Source organism: Streptomyces sp. NPDC031497 (assembly GCF_055580905.1).
In genome coordinates this window covers 25,416-44,400 of sequence record NZ_JBVIKO010000006.1, presented here as the reverse complement: position 1 = coordinate 44,400, position 18,985 = coordinate 25,416, and the positions used below count along the sequence as shown (strand labels likewise).

Below are 18,985 nucleotides of genomic sequence, written 5' to 3'. Positions count from 1 at the left end.
AGAGCGAATTGTGCCCTACGCCACGCTGTTCGCGTTCAGCAGGTTGGTCACGACGGGTGAAGGTACGGCCGACAGGTTGACCCGGCTGCGAGAATTCCCCCATGGCCGAGATCATCCAGCGGGACGGGACCTGGGCCTTCGACGGCAGCACGGTCCGGATCACGCCGGGACGCCATCGCTCCGTGCCGCTGTTCCGGCAGACGTACGGGGAGATCGCCGTACCGCTGGAGGCGGTGTCGGGGGTGGTGTACGAGCCGGAGCGCAAGCGCGGGCGGCTGCGGATCCGGCTGCGCGAGGGCGCGGATCCATTGCTGCAGGCGACGGGCGGCCGGCTGCCGGAAGGAGCGGATCCGTATCTGCTGACGGTGGACGGGGACCGCTCCGGGGTGGCGGAGTACGTCGTGGCAGAGATCCGGCAGTCGCTGCTGCTGGACCAGATCCCCACGGAGCCGACGAAGGCGTATCTGCTGCCGGGGCCGCCGGTGCCGGTGTCGGTACGGTCCTCGGACGGCACGGTGTCGTTCGACGGCGCGCAGGTGCGGATCGACTGGGCCGACACCTCCGACCGGGTCAAGCGGGCGACCGGGCCTCGGATCATCGGCATCGGCGACCTGGTGCAGGTGGAGTGGCTGCCCAACTCCGGTTACGAGGACGGCTTTCTGCGGTTCGTCACCCGGGAGACGGTGTTCTCGAAACTGCCGGCGGAGCGCGACCCCTACGCCCTGGACCTGTGGGGCAGTGTCCGCCGCGACCTGCTGACGGCGCTGGTCGCGGCGGCGGTCACGGCCCGGCTGCCGCATCCCTCGGCCCGCGCGGGCGCGGAGTACGCCGACCGGGACCGGCCCCCGGCGGCCGTGCCGCGCCAGTCGGCCGACCATCACGACATACTGCTGCGCAGGCTGCGGGAGTTGGGCGAGCTGCACCGGGACGGGGTGCTCACGGACGAGGAGTTCGCGCTGACGAAGGCGGCCGTGCTCAGGAGCTTCTGAGGCTGCTGGGGCCTGTCTGACAATTCCCGTCTGCCCTCCGGGCGACGACAAAAATTGTCAGACAGGCACTAGCTCAGCAGGTCCGGTTCGGCGCGGCTGATGTCCTGCCACACGGGCTGGTAGTTGATCCAGGCCACCAGGTCGCCGCCGAGCTGCTCGCGGGTGGCGACGGCGAGTTTGTGGTCGATGAGCAGCGGGCGGCCGGCGGCCTTGGCGGCCAGCTGGACCTGCGCGGACTTCTCCATCGACAGGAACCACCAGGCGGCCGCGTCCACCGAGTCGCCGACGGTCAGCAGCCCGTGGTTGCGCAGCACCAGCGCCTTGCGGGAGCCGAGGGCGTCGGCGATCCGGCGGCCCTCCTCGGCGTCGACGGCGACCCCGGTGTAGGCGTCGTAGAGGGCGTGGTCCTCGTAGAAGGCGCAGCTCTCCTGGCTGATCGGGTCGAGCAGGTCGCCGAGGGCGGACAGGGCGCGGCCGTGCACGGAGTGGCAGTGGGCGACGGCGACGACGTCCGGGCGGGCCGCGTGCACCTGGGCGTGGACGGTGAAGGCGGCCTGGTTGACGTGGTAGCGGCCCTCGATCACCTGGCCGTCCTGGTTGGCCAGGACGAGGTCGCTGACGGTGACGTGCTTGAACGGCATGCCGAACGGGTTGACCCAGAAGCAGTTCGAGTACTCGGGGTCGCGGGCGGTGATGTGCCCGGACACCCCGTCCTCGAATCCGGCCCGGCCGAAGATCCGCAGCGCGCCCGCGAGCCGTTCCTTGCGATGCCGGCGCTCGTCGTCGAGCGAGTCGTGCATCGGCGGCATCGCGAACCGGAGCTGATCGGTGGGCAGCGGCAGGGGCGGGGTCGGCCCGTGCATAGGTCCTCCAGCACTGGGTTTGTGTTACGGGCGGAAGTTACCGTCGGTCAGCGCAGGAAAACAGAGCTGTTCCGTAAAGATGACGCGCGCGAGCAAATCACGACAGAAGATGTCGGGTATCGGCAGCACACTGGCTCGTATGACACGTACAGCCCCTACGGGCGAAACAGCCGGTATCGACTGGGCGGCCTTCGTCGCCGCCGCGCCCGAACTGGCACGCACCGTCGAGGAACGCTTCGCCGCCCACCGCCACCACGTCCTGGCCACCCTCCGCAAGGACGGCTCCCCCCGCACCTCGGGCCTGGAGATCCGCTTCCTGGACGGCGGGCTCTGGCTCGGCATGATGCCGGACTCGGTGAAGGCGCTCGACCTGCTGCGCGACCCGCGGTTCGCGCTCCAGGCCAATCCGGGGAACGGCACCGACATGGGCGGCGGGGACGTACGGATCGCCGGGCGGGCGTACGAGGTCGTGGATACGGCGGTGAAGGGGGCGTACATGGAAGAGGTGGAACCGCCGGAGCCGTTCCACCTCTTCCGTACCGAGCTGACGGAGGTCGTGAGGACCCGCGTCGAGGACGAGACCTACCTGGTCGTCGAGATCTGGCAGCCCGGTGAGCCCCCGCGCACCGTCAGGCGCAGATAGGGCCTACGCGCCTACTCCCACTCGATGGTGCCCGGCGGCTTCGAGGTGACGTCGAGGACGACCCGGTTGACGTCGCTGACCTCGTTGGTGATCCGGGTGGAGATCTTCGCGAGGACGTCGTACGGCAGGCGGGACCAGTCGGCCGTCATGGCGTCCTCGGAGGAGACCGGGCGCAGCACGATCGGGTGACCGTAGGTGCGGCCGTCGCCCTGGACGCCGACCGAGCGGACGTCCGCGAGCAGGACCACCGGGCACTGCCAGATGTCGCGGTCGAGACCGGCCGCGGTCAGCTCTTCGCGGGCGATGGCGTCGGCCTCGCGGAGCAGGTCGAGGCGGTCCTTGGTCACCTCTCCGACGATCCGGATGCCGAGGCCGGGGCCGGGGAAGGGCTGGCGCTGGACGATCTCCTCCGGCAGGCCGAGTTCCTGGCCGACCATCCGGACCTCGTCCTTGAAGAGCTTGCGGAGCGGCTCGACGAGCTTGAACTCCAGGTCCTCGGGGAGACCGCCGACGTTGTGGTGGGACTTGATGTTGGCGGTGCCGGTGCCGCCGCCGGACTCGACGACGTCCGGGTAGAGCGTGCCCTGCACCAGGAACGCGACCTCGGGGCCCTCGTCCGCGATGATCTCAGCCTGGGCCTGCTCGAAGACCCGGATGAACTCGCGGCCGATGATCTTCCGCTTCGCCTCCGGGTCGGAGACACCGGCGAGGGCCTTCAGGAACCGCTCCTGCGCGTCCACGACCTTGAGCTGGACGCCGGTCGCGGCCACGAAGTCCTTCTCGACCTGCTCGGTCTCACCCTTACGCATCAGGCCGTGGTCGACGTACACGCAGGTCAGCTGGGCGCCGATGGCCTTCTGGACGAGGGCGGCGGCCACCGCGGAGTCGACGCCGCCGGACAGGCCGCAGATGGCGCGCTTGTCGCCGACCAGCTCGCGGATCGCGGTGACCTGCTCCTCGATGACGTTGCCGGTGGTCCAGGAGGGCGTGAGCCCGGCACCGCGGTACAGGAAGTGCTCCAGGACCTGCTGGCCGTGCGTGGAGTGCATGACCTCGGGGTGGTACTGGACGCCGTAGAGCTTCCTCTCGTCGTTCTCGAAGGCGGCGACCGGCACGACGTCCGTGGACGCGGTGACGGCGAAGCCCTCGGGGGCGGCGGAGCAGGCGTCGCCGTGCGACATCCACACGTGCTGCTCGTCCGGGGTGCCCTCGAAGAGGGTGGAGGCCGGCCTGGAGACGTGCAGGTCGGTACGGCCGTACTCACGGGCGCCGGTGTTGTCCACCGTGCCGCCGAGGGCCTGTGCCATCAGCTGGAAGCCGTAGCACATGCCGAAGACGGGGACGCCGGCCTCGAAGAGCGCGCGGTCCAGGCGGGGGGCGCCCTCCTCGTACACGGACGAGGGGCCGCCGGAGAGGATGATCGCCGCCGGGTTCTTGGCGAGCATCTCAGCCACCGGCATGGTGCTGGGCACGATCTCGCTGTAGACCCGGGCCTCGCGGACGCGACGGGCGATGAGCTGGGCGTACTGCGCGCCGAAGTCGACGACCAGGACGGTGTCGGGGGTGGCGGCAGCGGGAGTCGCTGATGACACGGGGTGCCTTCCGGCGGTGGGGCGGGGGTCTGTGGTTACCGATTCTAACGGGGCGGGCGTGGGACACCCCGACGAGGTGATGTGGCATACTCGCCGCCATGCTCACGCAGACGACCTTCCTCTTTACCTATGGCAACCGGCCCGCCGGCTGCCATGGTCGTCACGCTTGAGCAACTGACAAGCGACTTCCCCAGGCGCCCCGGGCCGACAAGGTCCGGGGCGCCTGGTGTTTCTCCGGATCGTGCCGGCCCGGGGCGCCTCCCGAGAACGAGGAGCCCCGACATGACCGCCAGCCCCGCCGAGCAGCACGTCAGCCCCGCCGAGAGGACCGGTGCCCGTACCGCCGAGGCCGCCGACGTGATCGCCGGTGCGCGGGAGCGCATCGACGCGCTCGACGACCGGATCATCGGTCTGATCCAGGAACGGATGGCAGTCTCCGCCGTCATCCAGGAGGCCCGGATCACCTCGGGCGGCCGCCGGGTGAACCTGTCCCGGGAGATGGAGGTCCTCGGCCACTACAGCGAGGCGCTCGGCAGGCCGGGCACCTCCCTCGCCATGACACTCCTCGAACTCTGCCGCGGCCGCGTCTGAGCGGTCGCATCCGACTCGGTCGCATCCGACTCGGTCGCATCTGAGTCGGTCGCATCTGAGTCGGTCTGAGCCGGTCGCATCTGAGTCGGGCAAATCTGAGTTCGGGGTCTTCTCACCCGTACGGCGCGTGACCGGCACGCGAACCGCTTCGTTGGTGGGGTGTCCGTGTCAGCCAGGGGCGGGCCCGAAAGAACCACGCGTGGCTCACTGGAGCGGTGAGGCGTACGGATTGTGCCGTGCGCCGTGGGACCTCGTTCCAGTCACGTGACCGGACGGCAGGGGACAGCAGCCCGGTCACATCAGAGACGGCCGGCTCCGGGGACGCCCGGGGCCGACCGGCGGAAAATTGCAAAAATGCACAAGGGCTGGGTCAAACGGTTGCGAAGGCCGCGTGCATCCAGCACGATGCCTAGAAGGCCCCCAAGGCCTTCACAGCTCCCAAGTCCCAGTTCAGGCAACGGAATTGCCGTGTGCCGACCGTCCGTCAAAGGTCGAGACCTGCCGTACGCCCCGAGTGCGCCGGGCGCCGACCCGGGGCGCGGACGGTGGCACAGGGCACAGAGACCAGCGGCGCAACCCCCCGGCGCCGCTCCCCGGCACCGGCGCTGCCCTGACGTCGGTGCTGACGGAAGAAGGGCCCCGCGGCTCCGTCCCGCGGGGCCCTTCGCCTGCCCGCGGACACCCGCGCACCCGCGGACGGCTGGGTACGGCAGGTACGTCTAGGTACGGCTCACCGTGCCGCACCCCTCCGGCTCGTTCCCGAGTTTCCGGCTGCGGTCGTACGGGTCGATCGACGGGCCGGTCGGGGCGGCGCTGCCCGTCGGCGCCTGGGACGGGAACTGCGGATGCAGATAGCCGTCGTAGATGTCGCAGGCCGAGTTGCCGGCGTCCTGGTCGTAGCTCAGCAGGGTCAGGCGGCCGGGGGTGACCTGGTAGTGCGCGGGGTCGGAGAGTTCGGTGTCGATGACCCGGCGCACGATGGTGCGGGTGACCTCGGTGGAGCCGTCGGGACGGACGACCGGGTAGACGAAGGTGAAGTCGGCGTGCACGGCCACGCCCTCGAACTTGCCCTTGGCGAAGGTGATCCGGCCGCGCGTCTTGACGACCTGGCCGGCCAGGTGCACGTCCTCGGGGTCGAAGCGGCTGAAGAGTGACAGCGGGTCGTGGGTCTTGCTCGGGGTGCGCAGTGCGGTGTTGAGCTCGTCGAGCAGGCGGGGCTGCTGGGGGTCGAGCACGGCGAGGGCGGCATCGGGGTGCGCGCCGGCCACGACCTCGGGGTTGAGGTTGGCGTCGACCAGCAGCCTCTTGGTCTGCTGGAGGGCCAGTTCGACGCGGTCTTTGGGGATCGAGCCGAGCGCGGTGGCCTTCGGCAGCACGATGCCGTCCGCGCCGTCGGCCCAGCGCAGGGCCGGGGAACCGGCGAACGGGTGGGCGAGGGTGGGGGTGTCGGCGGCGACCGCGGACGGCGGCGCGGTCGGGGCGGCGGTCTCGGCGGGGAGCTGCGAGGTGACGGTGTCCACGTCGGACGCCGAGCCGAAGGGGTCGCCGGGGATCAGCGACGGCCGCATCGCCACGACGGCGACGGCGATCGTCAGCGGCAGGCCGATCACCGCCCATGTCCTGCGGCGCCGGGCGGCCCGCCCGTTCATCTCCTGCCAGGCGGGCCCGGTCCGCCAGCCCTCGGGCTCCCCCTGCTGTCCCTTGAGCCGCTGGGTCACCTCGCGGGCCCGGGCGGAGGGCTCCTTGGGCGCGGACTTGCGGATGTCCCGTTCGCTGTCGCGGAGGAACTGCTCCCACACCTCGTCGGATGTAGAGGAGGACGACGGCTCGTCCCCCGACGATTCTTCGGACCGTCTGTCAGACATGGCACTCTCTCGCTCGGCCGTTCGACGGGGCGAGAATAACCTTGGCATCGGCTGTGTCCATGCCAGCCCCCGCACTCGGCCTTCCGTAACGCATGAAGTGACGACCATCACATAAGAATCCTGTGAATGTGGAGGCAACCATTCACTGGATTCACCGGTCACATCACCGGAACCAGCGGTTACATCCGTCTGCCGCACCTAATCACGGGGGTCCTCATGAAGCTTCGCCGCGCCATGGCCGCGGCAGCCGCCACGGCTGTCATCGCACCGGTCGCCCTGCTGTCCGCACCCGCCGCCTTCGCGGACGACCTGCCCTCCACGCCCGCGTCCGAGAGCGCCCCGAGCGAGATCCCGAGCGACTCCGCCTCGGCCTCGCCGTCGGACTCCGTCCCGCCGAGCGACAGCGCCTCCGCCTCCGCCTCCGCGTCCGAGTCCGCTTCGGCGTCCGCCTCGCCCAGCGACAGCGCGAGCGCCAGTGCCAGCGCGTCCGCCTCTGCCGAGCCGTCCGAGTCGGCGGAGCCCAGCGAGGACCCGTCCGACCCGGACGTCCCGTACTGCGAGGACCTCGACGAGGACTTCAGCGACGCCAAGGTGTCCGCCGACATCAAGGGCCTGCCCGGCAAGATCGTCGCGGGCGACGGTTTCCACGGCTTCAAGCTGGTCGTGACCAACGAGTCCAAGACCGACATCGAGGGTGTCGCCTTCTACGCCGAGATCGAGAACTACGAGCTCAGCGAGTCGAAGTACCTCAGCCCGTACGTCGACCTGGAGTTCAAGAACCCCGACAGCGGCTCCTGGGACCGGATCGGCAGCGACGACTGGGCCGGCGACTACTTCTTCTACGTCGAGAAGCTCAAGTCCGGCGCGAGCAAGTCGGTCGACCTGCGCGTCTCCATCGACGCCAAGGCGCCCGCCGGTGACGCCTACTCCTTCGGCTCCGGCGCCTACCTCGACAAGGTCGACGGCCAGGACTGCATCGCCGAGGGCTGGGCCCAGTACGACTTCACGGTCCTCAAGGCCGGCTCGTCCAACCCGGACCCGGGTACGGCCACGCCGAGCGACGACGGCGGCAAGGACTCCGTGAAGAAGCCGCAGGGCAACGTCTCCGACCTGCCGACCGGCAACCTCGCCGACACCGGCTCCAGTTCGGCCCTCCCGGTCATCGGCCTCGTCGGCGGGGTCGCCGTCGTGGCCGGCGCCGGTGCGGTGTTCGTGGTGCGGCGCCGGAAGGCCGGGACGGCCGCATAGGCAAGGTCGCGCGGACCGTCGTCATGCGGCGGCCGCGCACCGATTGAAGAGGGACCTGGGCTCGGAGGGGGGCACAGGTCCCTCTTCGGCGTCCGGCTACTTCTTCGGGGGCACGGCCGGCATGCCGAGGAAGGGCAGCCGCAGCGCGCCGAACGCCTCGGCCGGAACCACCGGTCGGTGCGGCTCGACCGGCCGGAGACGCTCGTACGCCTCGCCCTGCCGTGGCCGCGGGTCCGCCTCGCCCTTGTTGGGCCAGTACGACATCGCGCGCTCGGCCTGCGCGGTGATGGTGAGGGACGGGTTCACACCCAGGTTCGCGGAGACGGCGGCGCCGTCCACGACCGAGATGCCCGGGTGGCCGTAGAGCCGGTGGTACGGGTCGATGACCCCAGTCTCGCGTGAGTCGCCGATCGGGCAGCCGCCGAGGAAGTGCGCGGTGAGCGGGGTGCCCATCAGCTCGCCGACGTTGCTGCCGGCGAAGCCGTTGATCTCGGCGGCCAGCACGGTGGCCGCCTCCGAGGCGGCCTTGATCTGCTTGGGGTTGGGGGCGCCGTGGCCCTGCCGGGCGGTGAGCAGGCCCTTGCCGACGCCGTCCGGTTTCAGGTACGTCGTCAGGGAGTTGTCCAGCGACTGCATCACCAGGCCGATGATGGTCCGCTCCGACCAGCGCCGGTTGGAGAGCGAGCGCAGCACGAGAAGGGGATGGCGGGCCGCGTTCGCCAGCCAGCCGAGGACACGGGAGGAGCCCTCCGCGTACGGCACCTGGAGGATGGACATGCCGCCCATCGCGTTGGAGCCCTTGCCGTAGCGGACCGGCTCGATGTGCGTGTTCTCGTCCGGGTGGATCGACGAGGTGATCGCGACGCCCTTGGTGAAGTCGGCCTTCGGGGTGCCGTGTGCCCTGCGGTAGCGGCGGTCGTCGGTCTGGGCGCCGACCAGTGCCTCGGAGTTGGTGCGGGTGAGGTCGCCCAGCCGCTCGGAGAGGTACGGCAGTTGGCCGCCGGCCTTCATCCGGTGCAGCAGGGTCTGGGTGCCGTAGGTGCCGGCGGCGATGACGACGCGGCGGGCCTTGAGGATCCGGCCCTTCGCCTTCTTGTCGTCGGTGGGGAGGGTCGCGATCGCGTAGCCGCCCTGGGAGTCGTCGGTGACGGAGACGACGGTGGTCATGGCGTGGACGACCGCGCCCGCCTGCTCGGCGAGGTGCAGGTAGTTCTCGTTGAGGGTGTTCTTCGCGCCGTGCCGGCAGCCGGTCATGCACTCGCCGCACTCGGTGCAGGCGTTGCGGGCGGGGCCGGCGCCGCCGAAGTAGGGGTCGTCGACCTGGTCGCCGGGCGCGGCTTTCGTCTCGCCGTCGGCGTCCTTGCCGTCGCCGAAGAAGACGCCGACGGGGGCGAGATGGAAGGTGTCGCCGACGCCGAGCTTCTCCGCCGCCGCCTTCAGGTGGACGTCGGAGGGGGTCATCGTCGGGTTGAGCCGTACGCCGAGCATGCGCTGCGCCTGGTCGTAGTACGGCTTCAGCTCCTCCTGCCAGTCCGTGATGTCACGCCACTGGGGGTCATCGAAGAAGGCCTTCGGGGGGACGTAGAGGGTGTTGGCGTAGTTGAGCGAGCCGCCGCCGACGCCCGCGCCGGCCAGCACCATGACGTTGCCGAGGAGATGAATGCGCTGGATGCCGTAGCAGCCGAGCGCGGGGGCCCAGAGGTAGTTCTTGATGTCCCAGGAGTTCTTGGGGAGGGTGGTGCGGGTGAAGCGGCGGCCGGCTTCCAGGACGCCTACGCGGTAGCCCTTTTCCGACAGGCGCAGGGCGGTTACGGAACCGCCGAAGCCCGAACCGACGACGATGACGTCGTAGTCGTAGGCGTCCTGGGGCACGATTTCTCCTCTTTGAGCGTACGTGCGGGTAGTTCGTGGTTGCTCGCGCCCACGCGGCGGAGCCGCATATCGATACGGGCCGCGCCCCCAAAAAAGACGGGTCGGCTATCGCAGCCTCAGTGCCTTCATCACCCGGAGGCTGGTGCTCATGAAGGCGGCGTACTTCTCGTCGTCCATGCCCAGCGAGGGGGCCATGGGAAGAAGCCTCTGCTGCGCCACGGTCTGCGCCTCGGTGTACTTGAGGATGCCCTCCGAGCCGTGCCGCCGGCCCAGGCCCGAGTCCTTCATGCCGCCCATCGGGGACTGGACGCTGCCGTAGGCGGGGGCGTAGCCCTCGTTGACGTTGACCGTGCCGGTGCGCAGGCGGGCGGCGACCTCGCGGCCGTGGCCGCCGTTCTTCGTCCAGACCGAGGAGTTCAGGCCGTACGGGGTCGCGTTGGCGTGCTCGACGGCCTCCTCCTCCGTCTTGAAGCGGTAGAGGGAGACGACCGGGCCGAAGGTCTCCTCCGTGCAGACGGCCATCGCGTCCTCGACGCCGTCGAGAATGGTCGGCTCGTAGAAGTAGGGGCCGATGTCGGGGCGGGCGGTGCCGCCGGCGACGACCGTCGCGCCCTTCTCCACGGCCTCCGCGACATGCCGCGTGACCGTCTCCAGCTGGCGCTCCCCGACCAGGGATCCCATGTCCGCGCCGTACGCGAGGGACCGGCCGAGGCGCATCGCCTTGGTGCGGGCGGCGAAACGCTCGACGAAGGCGTCTGCGATCGACTCGTGGACGTACAACCGCTCGATGGAGATGCAGAGCTGGCCGGCCGAGGAGAAGCAGGCGCGGACCGCGCCGGCGGCCGCCTTCTCGATGTCGGCGTCCGCGAGGACCAGCATGGCGTTCTTGCCGCCGAGTTCGAGGGAGACGCCGACGAGCCGGGCGGCGGCACCCTGGGCGACCTCGCGGCCGGTGCGGGTGGAGCCGGTGAAGGAGACGTAGTCGGCGTGCCTGACGACCTCGGGGCCGACGACCGGGCCCTCGCCGAGGACGACCTGGAAGACGTCGGCGGGCAGCCCGGCCTCGATGAGGATGTCGCGGGCCCACAGGGCGGTCAGGCAGGTCTCGGTGTCCGGCTTCATGACGACCGCGTTGCCCGCGACGAAGGCGGGGAGCGCGTCACCGACGGAGAGTTCGAGCGGGTAGTTCCAGGGGGCGATCTGGCCGACCACGCCCCGCGGGTGGCGCAGTTCGGTGACCTTGGTGAGGGTGGGCATGGCGCCCGCGTGCCGCTTCGGCCTCAGATAGGAGGGGGCCTTGCGGCCGTAGTGGCGGGCGGCGACGGCGACGGCCTGCACCTCCTCGTGCGCGTGCAGCCGGGCCTTGCCGGTCTCCAGCTGGATGAGGTCGAGGACCTCCGCCTGCCGGGCCAGGATCAGGTCGTGGAAGCGGAGCAGGACGGCCGCGCGCTGCCGTACCGGCACCTTCGCCCACACGGCCTGCGCGGCGCGGGCGGCGTCGAAGGCCTTGGCCACGTCCTCGGGGGTGGACTCGGGCAGGTCGGCCAGCTTCTCGCCGGTGAAGGGCGTGTGGTTGGCCGTGCGGCCGGAGCCGGCGACGCCCTTGGTGAGCTGGGCGACCAGCTCGGGCGTGACCACGTCGGCGGCCGTTCTGGCGCCCGCCGGGGCGGGGGCGAGGGGATTCGTGCCGGTGTGCGCCGGTGCGTGGGCCGGGGCCTGCGAGTCCGTCATGAGCCGCAGGGTATTCGGGAGCGGGGCCTTTGGGTACCCGTGGGTAACTCGGTTTCACCGAGTACACACACGCCGCCAGTGATCACTGGCAGAGAATGCGCTGATCAGGGTGTTGGACGGGGCCGGTCGGCGCCGGTCAGCCGCGTTCCGGTTTTTTGGCGAGCAGGAGGCCGAGCGCGGCGAAGGGGGTGAGGCGGCGGGGCTCGGGGGCCGTCGGGGGAGGTGCGGCCGGGGGCGGCGACTGTGCCGGTGCGGTGGGCTCCGTGACCCACCTCGGCACGGCCTCCCCCGCGACCCCGGCGAGGACCTCGGCGGCCTCCGGGGCGGTCGGCCGGGCCTCCGGATCGGGCGCGAGGAGCCGCTCCAGGAGCGGGCCGAGGGGGCCGGCGTCCTGCCCGGTGGCCGCCCGCAGCAGCGCGCCCAGGGACCACAGGTCGGAGGCGGGGCCGGCGCCGCGCCCCGCGGCACACTCGGGCGCGACGAAACCGCCGGAGCCACCGTCGCCGGAGCCGTCCTCGCCGAAGCCGATGTGCCCCTGCTGCCCCGCGCCGATACCGAAGTCGGTCAGCACGACCCGCTCGCCCCCGGCCTCCAGGAGAACGTTGGACGGCTTGAGGTCGCGGTGCACGATGCCGACACAGTGGGCGGCGTGCAGGGCGCCGAGCACGGCGAGTCCGATCCGGGCAGCCTCGGCGGAAGCCAGCGGGCCGTGGGCGGCGAGGGCCTCCTGGAGGGACTCCCCTTCCACCAACTCCATGACGACCCAGGGAAGTTCGCCTTCGAGGAGTACGTCGTGAATGGCGACGGCCGCCGGATGGTCGACGCGGGCGGCGGCGCGGGCCTCGTGCAGCAGGCGGTGTGCGGCGCGCTGCCGCTCCTCGTCGTCCGGCTCGCCGGTCAGACGCGGCTCCTTGACGGCGACCTGCCGCCCGTCCTGCTCGTCCCGCGCGCGCCACACGGTGCCGGAGGGCCCGGAGCCGATGCGTTCGGCGAGCCGATAGCGCCCACCGATCAGACGTTCCCCGACCGGCTGTTCGCCGTCTTCACTCATGCCACATGAGTACCTTGCGCACCATGCCCTTGTCGAAGCGGCGCGGTCAGAGGCCCACGGCCGGCGGACGTCGGCGTCACCCCCGGCCGAGTCACCCCTTCAGGGGCCCTCAGTCCCCCGCGAACGTGTCCACCGCGACGTCGAAGTACTCCCGTGCCTCCCGTACCTTCCCGACCGGCGCGGACACCCACACGTCGTACAGCCGGCCGTCCTCCTCCCAGCAGAGGTCGTAGGTGTGCCGGGGGCCCTCCGTCGCGCTGAAGCCCTTCCAGGTGAACTCCCAGAAGGCGGCGGGGTGCCCGGAGTGGGTGGTGTCGGTGACCCGTCCGTCGTGGTAGCCGGGGTTCGTGCTCGGCCCGTCGGCCGCCGCCCGGCGCATCGCCGTCCCCGGTCCGCCCGTCTGCGGCTCGGAGATCTTGATGCCGAGCCGGAAGGTCTGCCCCGGCGACAGGTAGAAGACGCGCTGGCCCTGCGGGTCGCGGGTGAAGCCCTCCGGGACGGCGAGGGAGAAGCCGGCCGGGTCCCGCGCGAGGCGGTAACCGGAGGGCGCGGTACGGGAGTTGGTGGCCGGAGGCGAGGACCGCGACGGTGAGGGCGAGGACGGCGGCGGTGTCGAGGGGGGCGCCGTGTGCGAGGCGGAGACGGTCGCCGTACCTCCGGGGCCCGGGGCACCGCCGCCTCCGCCGCCGTTGAACAGCAGCGCGGCCGCCGACACCCCGGCCCCGGCCATCGCCGCGACCAGCAGCGCGGCGACCAGCACCCCGCGGGGCGAGTACCGGGGCGGCCCGGCCGGTGCCGGGGCCGGCGGCCGGGGCAGGTCCCGCTGGGTCGGCGTGTACGCGGAGACGCCGACGCTCTCCCTCGCACTCGCGACCGCCATGGCTCCCGTCTCCAGGAAGCCGCGCAGCATCCGCTCGGCCTCCGCCGCACCCAGCCGCCGCTCGGGATCCCGCTCCAGCAGCCCCCGTACGACCGGCAGCAGCGGCTCAGCCTGGGCAGGTGGCCGGATCTCGTCGGAGACCACGGCGTGCAGGATCCCGCCGAGCAAGTCGCGCCGGAACGGCGACTCGCCGCTGAGCGCCGCGCACAGCAGCGCGCCCAGCGACCACAGGTCGGAGGCGGGACCGGCCCGGACGCCGGACATCCGCTCGGGCGCGGTGTACTCGGGCGATCCCACGAAGGAACCGGTCTCGGTGAGCGTGGTGGCGCCCGCGACCTGCGCGATCCCGAAGTCGGTGAGCACGACACGCCCGGTGGCCGCCTCGACGAGTACGTTCGCCGGCTTGATGTCCCGGTGCAGCACCCCGGCCGTGTGCGCCGTCCGCAACGCGCTCAGCAGGGCGATCCCGATCCGCGCGGCCTCCCCGACGTCCACCGGGCCGCTCCGGGAGATCCGGTCGGCGAGCGAGCCGCCGTCGATCAACTCCATGACGATGTAGGGCCGTTCACCCTCCTCCACCACGTCGTGCACGACGATGATGTGCGGGTGGTGCAACTGCGCGACGGCCTGCGCCTCCCGCAGGGTGCGGTCGCGGCGCAGCCGGGCGTCGTCGTCCGGGAGGGAGTCGTCGACAGTGAGTTCCTTCACGGCGACCTGCCGGCCGAGCAACTGATCGGTCGCACGCCATACGACACCCATCCCGCCCCGCCCGAGCCGCGTTTCCAGGCGATAACGCCCCGCGATCAGACGGACGGCTTCCCCGTCGGTCCCCATGGCCCCATGATGCCGCACCGGACGCCCGCGTTCCGGACGGTGACCGGCCAACAAACGCGCCCGGGGCGGCGCACGGGAGCGCGCGGTGTCACCCGGACGTGCCCGGGTCCCAGCTCTGCAGCACCCACTTGAACTGTTTGCTCGCGGTCGCCCAGTCCTTCGCCGGCGACGACATGTAGATGGCGTATTCGACGCCCGCCCGCGAGTAGTAGGTCTCCTCGATCGCGCGCCGCGGCCCGGCGGCGTTCGCCCCGTCCTTCGCCAGCGCGGTCCAGGTGTACTCCCACACCGACCCGTCCCGGTCCCGGTACAGGTTCTTCTTCATGGTCACGCGGTTGTAGTCGACCAGCCGCTGCAACTGCTGCTCCAGATCCAGCTGGTGCGCGAGGGCGTCGGAGAAGTCGGGCGAGCTGTCGATGGCGATGCGGAGGAAGTGGCGGCCGTTGTCCGGCGTGTAGTCGATCTGCTTGAGGTCACCGTCGATGCCGTAGACACTCCGCTTCCAGCCCTTGGGCAGGGAGAGCTTGAAGCCCAACGGGTCCTCCACGGACCGCCAGTCGGTGGGGACCGCGCCGTCCGGCGCCGAGGTCGAGCCGGAGGAGGGGGAGGAGGAGCCGGACGTGGCCGGCGCGGCCACGCGGCCGGTGCCGTCCTGCTGCCCGAAGTCCCACTTCTGCAGGGCGACCGCCGCGCCACCGCCGAGCAGCGCGGCCATGGCGACGACGAGCGCGAGCGTACGCAGCCGGCGCCGCCTGGGCCGGGCGGCGGGGACGGACGGCGGCCCGATGGTCGTCGCCGCGTCCATGGAGCCGCCCGAGGGGCTCCGGCCCTCGTACGAGCCGCTGTAGGAACCGCCCTGCGAGCCGCCGTACGAGCCGCCCTGCGCACCGCTGTACGGGCTGCCGTACGACGCCGAGTCCCGCGAGCTGTCGTACGAGCCCTCGTACGGCGTCCCAGAGTCCGGCCGTGGCACCTCGGTGATCTGCGACCGCGTCGGTACGTACGCCTGCGCCCCGCTCGGCCGCCGGCCCTCCGCCGCCTCGGCGAGCATCAGCTCGGCCTCCTCGGGGCCGGGCCGCTGGGCGGGTTCCTTGCGCAGCAGCGCGGTGATGACCGGCTCCAGCGGGCCCGCGTTGCTCAGCTCGGCGGCCTCGTCCTCGACGACGGCCTGCATGGTGGTCAGCGGTGAGGTGCGGCGGAACGGCGAGCGCCCCTCCACCGCGGTGTACAGCGTCGCGCCCAGCGCCCACAGGTCGGAGGACGGCCCGGGATCGTGCCCGCGCACGCGCTCCGGCGCGAGGTAGTCGACGGATCCGACGACTTCCCCGGTACGGGTGATCGTGGTGTCGCCCTCGATCTGGGCGATGCCGAAGTCGGTGAGGAGGACCCGGCCGTCCCGGCCGATCAGGACGTTGCCCGGCTTGACGTCCCGGTGCAGCACCCCGGCGCTGTGCGCGGCGCGCAGCGCGCGCAGCACCCACAGCCCGATCCGCGCGGCCTCCCGCGGCTCGACGCGCCCGCGCTCCTTGACCTCGTCGGCCAGCGAGTGGCCCTCGACCAGCTCCATGACGATCCACGGACGGCCGTCGTGTTCGAGGACGTCATGGACGGTGACGACGGCGGAGTGGTTGATGCGCGCCGCGGCCCGGGCCTCCGCCCGGGTGCGGGCCAGCAGGATGGCCTGGTCGCCCTCGGAGACGTAGAGCGCGGCCGTCAACTCCTTGATGGCGACGGCCCGGTGCAGCACTTCGTCGTGGGCGCGCCACACCCGGCCCATGCCGCCGCTGCCGATGGTGTCGGCCAGCCGGTAGCGGCCCGCGATGAGCAGGCCCTGCATCTGATTCACGTTGCCCCGCAATGGTCTTGTCAGGGCCAGACTAAGGACCGGCCTTCGGTCATGGAACCGGTGGGGTCCCACGGAGACAGCACTGTGACGGTTTTCGCTTTCGGCACGGAAAGTGAACAGAATCCGCCCACCGGAACGGGAACCATTCGGCTCACACCGGCGTTGAGGTCACCCCGTGTACTTGTAGGTCGACGACGCCTGGTCGTACAGCCGTGTGACCTCGTCCCGCTCCGACTCCGGACCGCGGACCTGGACGATGTGGTACCGACCGTTGATCAGGAAGACCATGTTCCGTACGAACAGGTCGCCCTGCCGGCTGTCCGTCCAGGTGAACTGCCCCTCGGCGGACACCTGCCGGCCCACCGTGATGGTCCGCAGTCCGCCCGCCGTGGCCCAGCTGGAGTCCCGGTACGGCTGCAACTCCGCCTCCTTGTCCCGCTGGTACGTCATCGGGTCGTTGCCGTAGGTCGCCGCGCTGTCCCGCCCGGCCACGACGATCAGCTCGAACTTCCCGTGCGAGTAGATCACCTGGCCGCTGCCGTTGCGCGGCGTGCGGCTCCAGCCCTGGGCGACGGCGACCCGGAAGCCGTCCGGGTCGTCGCGCAGGGTGAAGCCGTCGGCGGCCGTGTCGCCGCCCGTCGAACCGGCGGTGGTCTGCGTCTCGGTGGACGGGGCCGCCGTCTGCGTCTGCGTCGGCGTGGGGGTCGGGCTGGGGCTCGGCGCGGGACCGGCCTCGCCGGCCGCGCCGGTCCGGTCGCCGTTCGTCGCGCCGTTGTCCGCGCTGTCCTTCTTCGGCAGGAACAGCATGGCGTACGCGACCACGGCGGCCAGCAGGAGCAGCACCAGCAGAAGCAGCGTACGGCCCAGTCTGCGCGGGGACTTGGCCTCCTGGCGGGCCCGCTTGTGCCGGCCGTGCGGACTGGTCGCCGGAAGTCCGGCCCGGCGCCAGCGCACCAGTTGCCCGCGCTTGCGGACGATCGGCAGCCGAGCGGGGTCGGCGGCGGGCGGGGCGGCGACGACATGCGCGCCGGCGTCCGGCTCGGGCGCGGACCGCACCAGCGAACGCAGCCAGCCGCGCAGCTCCTCGAAGTCCAGCCGCTCGGTGGGGTCCTGACGCAGCAACGACTCCACGACCGGCCTGAGCGACCCGCACTCCTCCGCGAAGGCGGGCGGCTCCGAGCACACCAGCTGCACCAGCTCGGCCGTCGACTCCTCCGGATACGGCGCGTGTCCCTGCACGGACCGGAACAGCAGCGCGCCGAGCGCCCACAGGTCGGTGGCCGGTCCGATGGGCGCCGCCAGCTGCCAGTTCTCGTGCACGGGACCGGCCTGTTCCGGCGCCCAGCGCTCGGTCACCGGCCCGACCACGGTCATCCGCACCTGCCGCGCCCGCTCGGCGGCCAGCGCGGTGGCGGGCCCGCGCCGCCCGGTCACGGTGGCACCCGGCTCGCCCCAACGGGGGGCCTGCGCGGGCACGACCGGTCGCGGGAGGTCGGTACCGGGACCGACGGCCGGCAGTGCGGTGCGCTCCGCGGGAGCCGCGCCGGGACGGGGCACGGCCCCGTGCCAGGACGAGGGCGCACCGCTCACCCCGTACGGGTCGGCGATCTGGCCGGGCGGCACACTGCCGCCGGACTCCTGCACCTGCCCCTGGGCGTACGGCGGCTGCTGGGCCGCCCCGTTGCCGTGCCCCGGGGCATACGGCGACGGGGCCGCCCCGTTGGCGTACGGCGGCTGCGCCGCACCGTTGGCCTGCCCCGGACCGTACGGGGGCTGCGGTGTGGACGTGCCGGCGTCGGCCGGCGGCCGGGCGCCGGGCAGCGCGGCCCGGCCGTTCTGCTGGGCCTCCTGGACCCGGGCGGCGGCCCTGGCCCCCGCCCGGTACGCGGCGATCGCCCCGGCCCGCGCGGCCCGGACGTCCGCACCGGTCTCCAGCGCCCGCCGCTCCACCGCGCCCGTACCGGCTCCGCCCGGACCCTCGTCCGGCCCGGACCCCGGCAGGCCGCCGACGGCCCGGGCCTGGATGGCGGCACGCCGGGCGGCCTCGGGATCCGCTTCCGGCCCTCCGGGCGCCGTCCGCGCGCCGGTCGTACCACCTGCCGCACCACCCATGCTCCCGATGCCCCCGACAGCGAGGGCGCCCGAGCCTCCGGGACCCGCCGGAGGGCCGGATGTGGCGGAACCTTCCGCCTCCCCGGCACGCCGACGGCCGACGGCCTCCGCACCGCCCTCTCCCTCCGGCGCCGGCACCGGGTCGTACCCGCACAGCGCCTCTTCCGCCGCCCCGACCGCGAGGCCGGTCAGCATCACCCGGCCGTCGTCGCAGACGAGGACCGTGCGGGCGGTGATGTTGCGGTGCACCCAGCCGTGCGCATGCAGCACCCGGAGCGCCATCAGCACGTCGGAGGCGACCTCGGCCGCCCGGTACGGCGTCAGGGGCCGCTCGGCGAGCAGGGTCGCCAGCGACCGCGCGGCCACGAACTCACTGACGATCCAGAGCGAACCGCCCTCGGCGAACACGTCGAAGACCTGGTCGAGCCGGGGATGGTCGGGGATCCGGGCGGCGGCCTGCGCGGCCTCCACGGCGCGGCGCACCGCGGGATCGCTCGGCCGGCGTGTCGCGGTACGGGCTGCCGGTGGCCGACGCGCGCCACGGTCACGGGCCGTGAACCCGTCGGGCAGCCCCTCGGCGTCGAGCACCTCCGCCTCGACGACCTCCGGCAACGGCACCTGCCGGACGTACACTTCCTGCCCGCTGTAGGTGTCGAAGGCCCGGGTCTCGGTGTGTTCGTACTCGTCGGAGGGGGGCAGGGGCAGGCGGTAGCGGTCGGCGAGTACCCGACCCGCGTAGTCGTCCACGTAGCCTCCCCCGGCCGCCCGGTGGTCAAATCCGTTCGTTTCGCGGCCCGTTCCGCACACCTACCTGGATGCGTACGGTCCGCAACCACTCACGATACGTGCCGGAGGCAAGTCGCATTGA

The 18,985-nt window shown here is 72.1% G+C and carries 13 protein-coding genes; 4 read left to right on the top strand and 9 right to left on the bottom strand.

What is annotated here, in order from left to right; all coding sequences use genetic code 11:
- Positions 1-101 precede the first annotated feature (101 nt).
- Entirely contained in the window at positions 102-989 is an 888-nt protein-coding gene (locus ACZ5K7_RS14020; protein ID WP_450973568.1) for a DUF4429 domain-containing protein, read from the top strand.
- 68 nt (positions 990-1,057) lie between these two features.
- On the opposite strand, the gene ACZ5K7_RS14015 is transcribed toward ACZ5K7_RS14020, so the two are convergent.
- Positions 1,058-1,852 (bottom strand): class II aldolase/adducin family protein, encoded by a 795-nt coding sequence (locus ACZ5K7_RS14015; protein WP_351693505.1) that lies wholly within the window; start codon positions 1,850-1,852, stop codon positions 1,058-1,060.
- Positions 1,853-2,027: 175 nt separating this feature from the next.
- Here ACZ5K7_RS14015 and ACZ5K7_RS14010 point away from each other — a divergent pair, with 175 nt between their 5' ends.
- Positions 2,028-2,495, top strand: coding sequence for a pyridoxamine 5'-phosphate oxidase family protein (locus tag ACZ5K7_RS14010; RefSeq protein ID WP_468913890.1), 468 nt, complete (start codon positions 2,028-2,030; stop codon positions 2,493-2,495).
- An 11-nt stretch (positions 2,496-2,506) separates the two neighbouring features.
- Here ACZ5K7_RS14010 and guaA read toward each other — a convergent pair whose 3' ends face one another.
- Positions 2,507-4,087: a glutamine-hydrolyzing GMP synthase gene (guaA, locus tag ACZ5K7_RS14005; RefSeq protein WP_351693508.1), complete on the bottom strand. Its 1,581-nt coding sequence runs from the start codon at positions 4,085-4,087 to the stop codon at positions 2,507-2,509.
- Between the two features lie 282 nt (positions 4,088-4,369).
- On the opposite strand from guaA, the gene ACZ5K7_RS14000 reads away from it, so the two are divergent.
- Positions 4,370-4,678, top strand: coding sequence for a chorismate mutase (locus tag ACZ5K7_RS14000; protein ID WP_351693511.1), 309 nt, complete (start codon positions 4,370-4,372; stop codon positions 4,676-4,678).
- A gap of 719 nt (positions 4,679-5,397) precedes the next feature.
- On the opposite strand, the gene ACZ5K7_RS13995 is transcribed toward ACZ5K7_RS14000, so the two are convergent.
- Positions 5,398-6,543 carry a hypothetical protein gene (locus ACZ5K7_RS13995; protein ID WP_468913306.1) on the bottom strand — a complete coding sequence of 382 codons (1,146 nt, stop codon included), beginning with the start codon at positions 6,541-6,543 and terminating at the stop codon, positions 5,398-5,400.
- Positions 6,544-6,759: 216 nt separating this feature from the next.
- On the opposite strand from ACZ5K7_RS13995, the gene ACZ5K7_RS13990 reads away from it, so the two are divergent.
- Positions 6,760-7,791 (top strand): LAETG motif-containing sortase-dependent surface protein, encoded by a 1,032-nt coding sequence (locus ACZ5K7_RS13990; protein WP_468913304.1) that lies wholly within the window; start codon positions 6,760-6,762, stop codon positions 7,789-7,791.
- Between the two features lie 96 nt (positions 7,792-7,887).
- Here the strand turns inward: ACZ5K7_RS13990 and ACZ5K7_RS13985 are convergent, their stop codons facing one another.
- The 6 genes from ACZ5K7_RS13985 to ACZ5K7_RS13960 form a co-directional block, all read right to left on the bottom strand.
- Positions 7,888-9,663, bottom strand: coding sequence for a GMC family oxidoreductase N-terminal domain-containing protein (locus ACZ5K7_RS13985; RefSeq protein ID WP_468913302.1), 1,776 nt, complete (start codon positions 9,661-9,663; stop codon positions 7,888-7,890).
- A gap of 105 nt (positions 9,664-9,768) precedes the next feature.
- Positions 9,769-11,394 carry a succinic semialdehyde dehydrogenase gene (locus ACZ5K7_RS13980; RefSeq protein ID WP_468913300.1) on the bottom strand — a complete coding sequence of 542 codons (1,626 nt, stop codon included), beginning with the start codon at positions 11,392-11,394 and terminating at the stop codon, positions 9,769-9,771.
- 136 nt (positions 11,395-11,530) lie between these two features.
- Positions 11,531-12,445 carry a serine/threonine-protein kinase gene (locus ACZ5K7_RS13975; RefSeq protein WP_468913298.1) on the bottom strand — a complete coding sequence of 305 codons (915 nt, stop codon included), beginning with the start codon at positions 12,443-12,445 and terminating at the stop codon, positions 11,531-11,533.
- A gap of 109 nt (positions 12,446-12,554) precedes the next feature.
- A complete protein-coding gene (locus ACZ5K7_RS13970; protein ID WP_468913296.1) occupies positions 12,555-14,159 on the bottom strand; it encodes a serine/threonine-protein kinase in 1,605 nt (534 codons plus the stop codon).
- 88 nt (positions 14,160-14,247) lie between these two features.
- Positions 14,248-15,996: a serine/threonine-protein kinase gene (locus tag ACZ5K7_RS13965; protein ID WP_351693533.1), complete on the bottom strand. Its 1,749-nt coding sequence runs from the start codon at positions 15,994-15,996 to the stop codon at positions 14,248-14,250.
- A gap of 177 nt (positions 15,997-16,173) precedes the next feature.
- Positions 16,174-18,864 (bottom strand): protein kinase domain-containing protein, encoded by a 2,691-nt coding sequence (locus ACZ5K7_RS13960; protein WP_468913294.1) that lies wholly within the window; start codon positions 18,862-18,864, stop codon positions 16,174-16,176.
- Positions 18,865-18,985 lie beyond the last annotated feature (121 nt).

Bases quoted from the DNA above. Each gene is read 5' to 3' on its own strand.
- ACZ5K7_RS14020 (WP_450973568.1), top strand. From the start codon at position 102: ATGGCCGAGATCATCCAGCGGGACGGGACCTGGGCCTTCGACGGCAGC.
- ACZ5K7_RS14015 (WP_351693505.1), bottom strand. From the start codon at position 1,852: ATGCACGGGCCGACCCCGCCCCTGCCGCTGCCCACCGATCAGCTCCGG.
- ACZ5K7_RS14000 (WP_351693511.1), top strand. From the start codon at position 4,370: ATGACCGCCAGCCCCGCCGAGCAGCACGTCAGCCCCGCCGAGAGGACC.
- ACZ5K7_RS13995 (WP_468913306.1), bottom strand. From the start codon at position 6,543: ATGTCTGACAGACGGTCCGAAGAATCGTCGGGGGACGAGCCGTCGTCC.
- ACZ5K7_RS13990 (WP_468913304.1), top strand. From the start codon at position 6,760: ATGAAGCTTCGCCGCGCCATGGCCGCGGCAGCCGCCACGGCTGTCATC.
- ACZ5K7_RS13980 (WP_468913300.1), bottom strand. From the start codon at position 11,394: ATGACGGACTCGCAGGCCCCGGCCCACGCACCGGCGCACACCGGCACG.
- ACZ5K7_RS13975 (WP_468913298.1), bottom strand. From the start codon at position 12,445: ATGAGTGAAGACGGCGAACAGCCGGTCGGGGAACGTCTGATCGGTGGG.
- ACZ5K7_RS13970 (WP_468913296.1), bottom strand. From the start codon at position 14,159: ATGGGGACCGACGGGGAAGCCGTCCGTCTGATCGCGGGGCGTTATCGC.
- ACZ5K7_RS13965 (WP_351693533.1), bottom strand. From the start codon at position 15,996: ATGCAGGGCCTGCTCATCGCGGGCCGCTACCGGCTGGCCGACACCATC.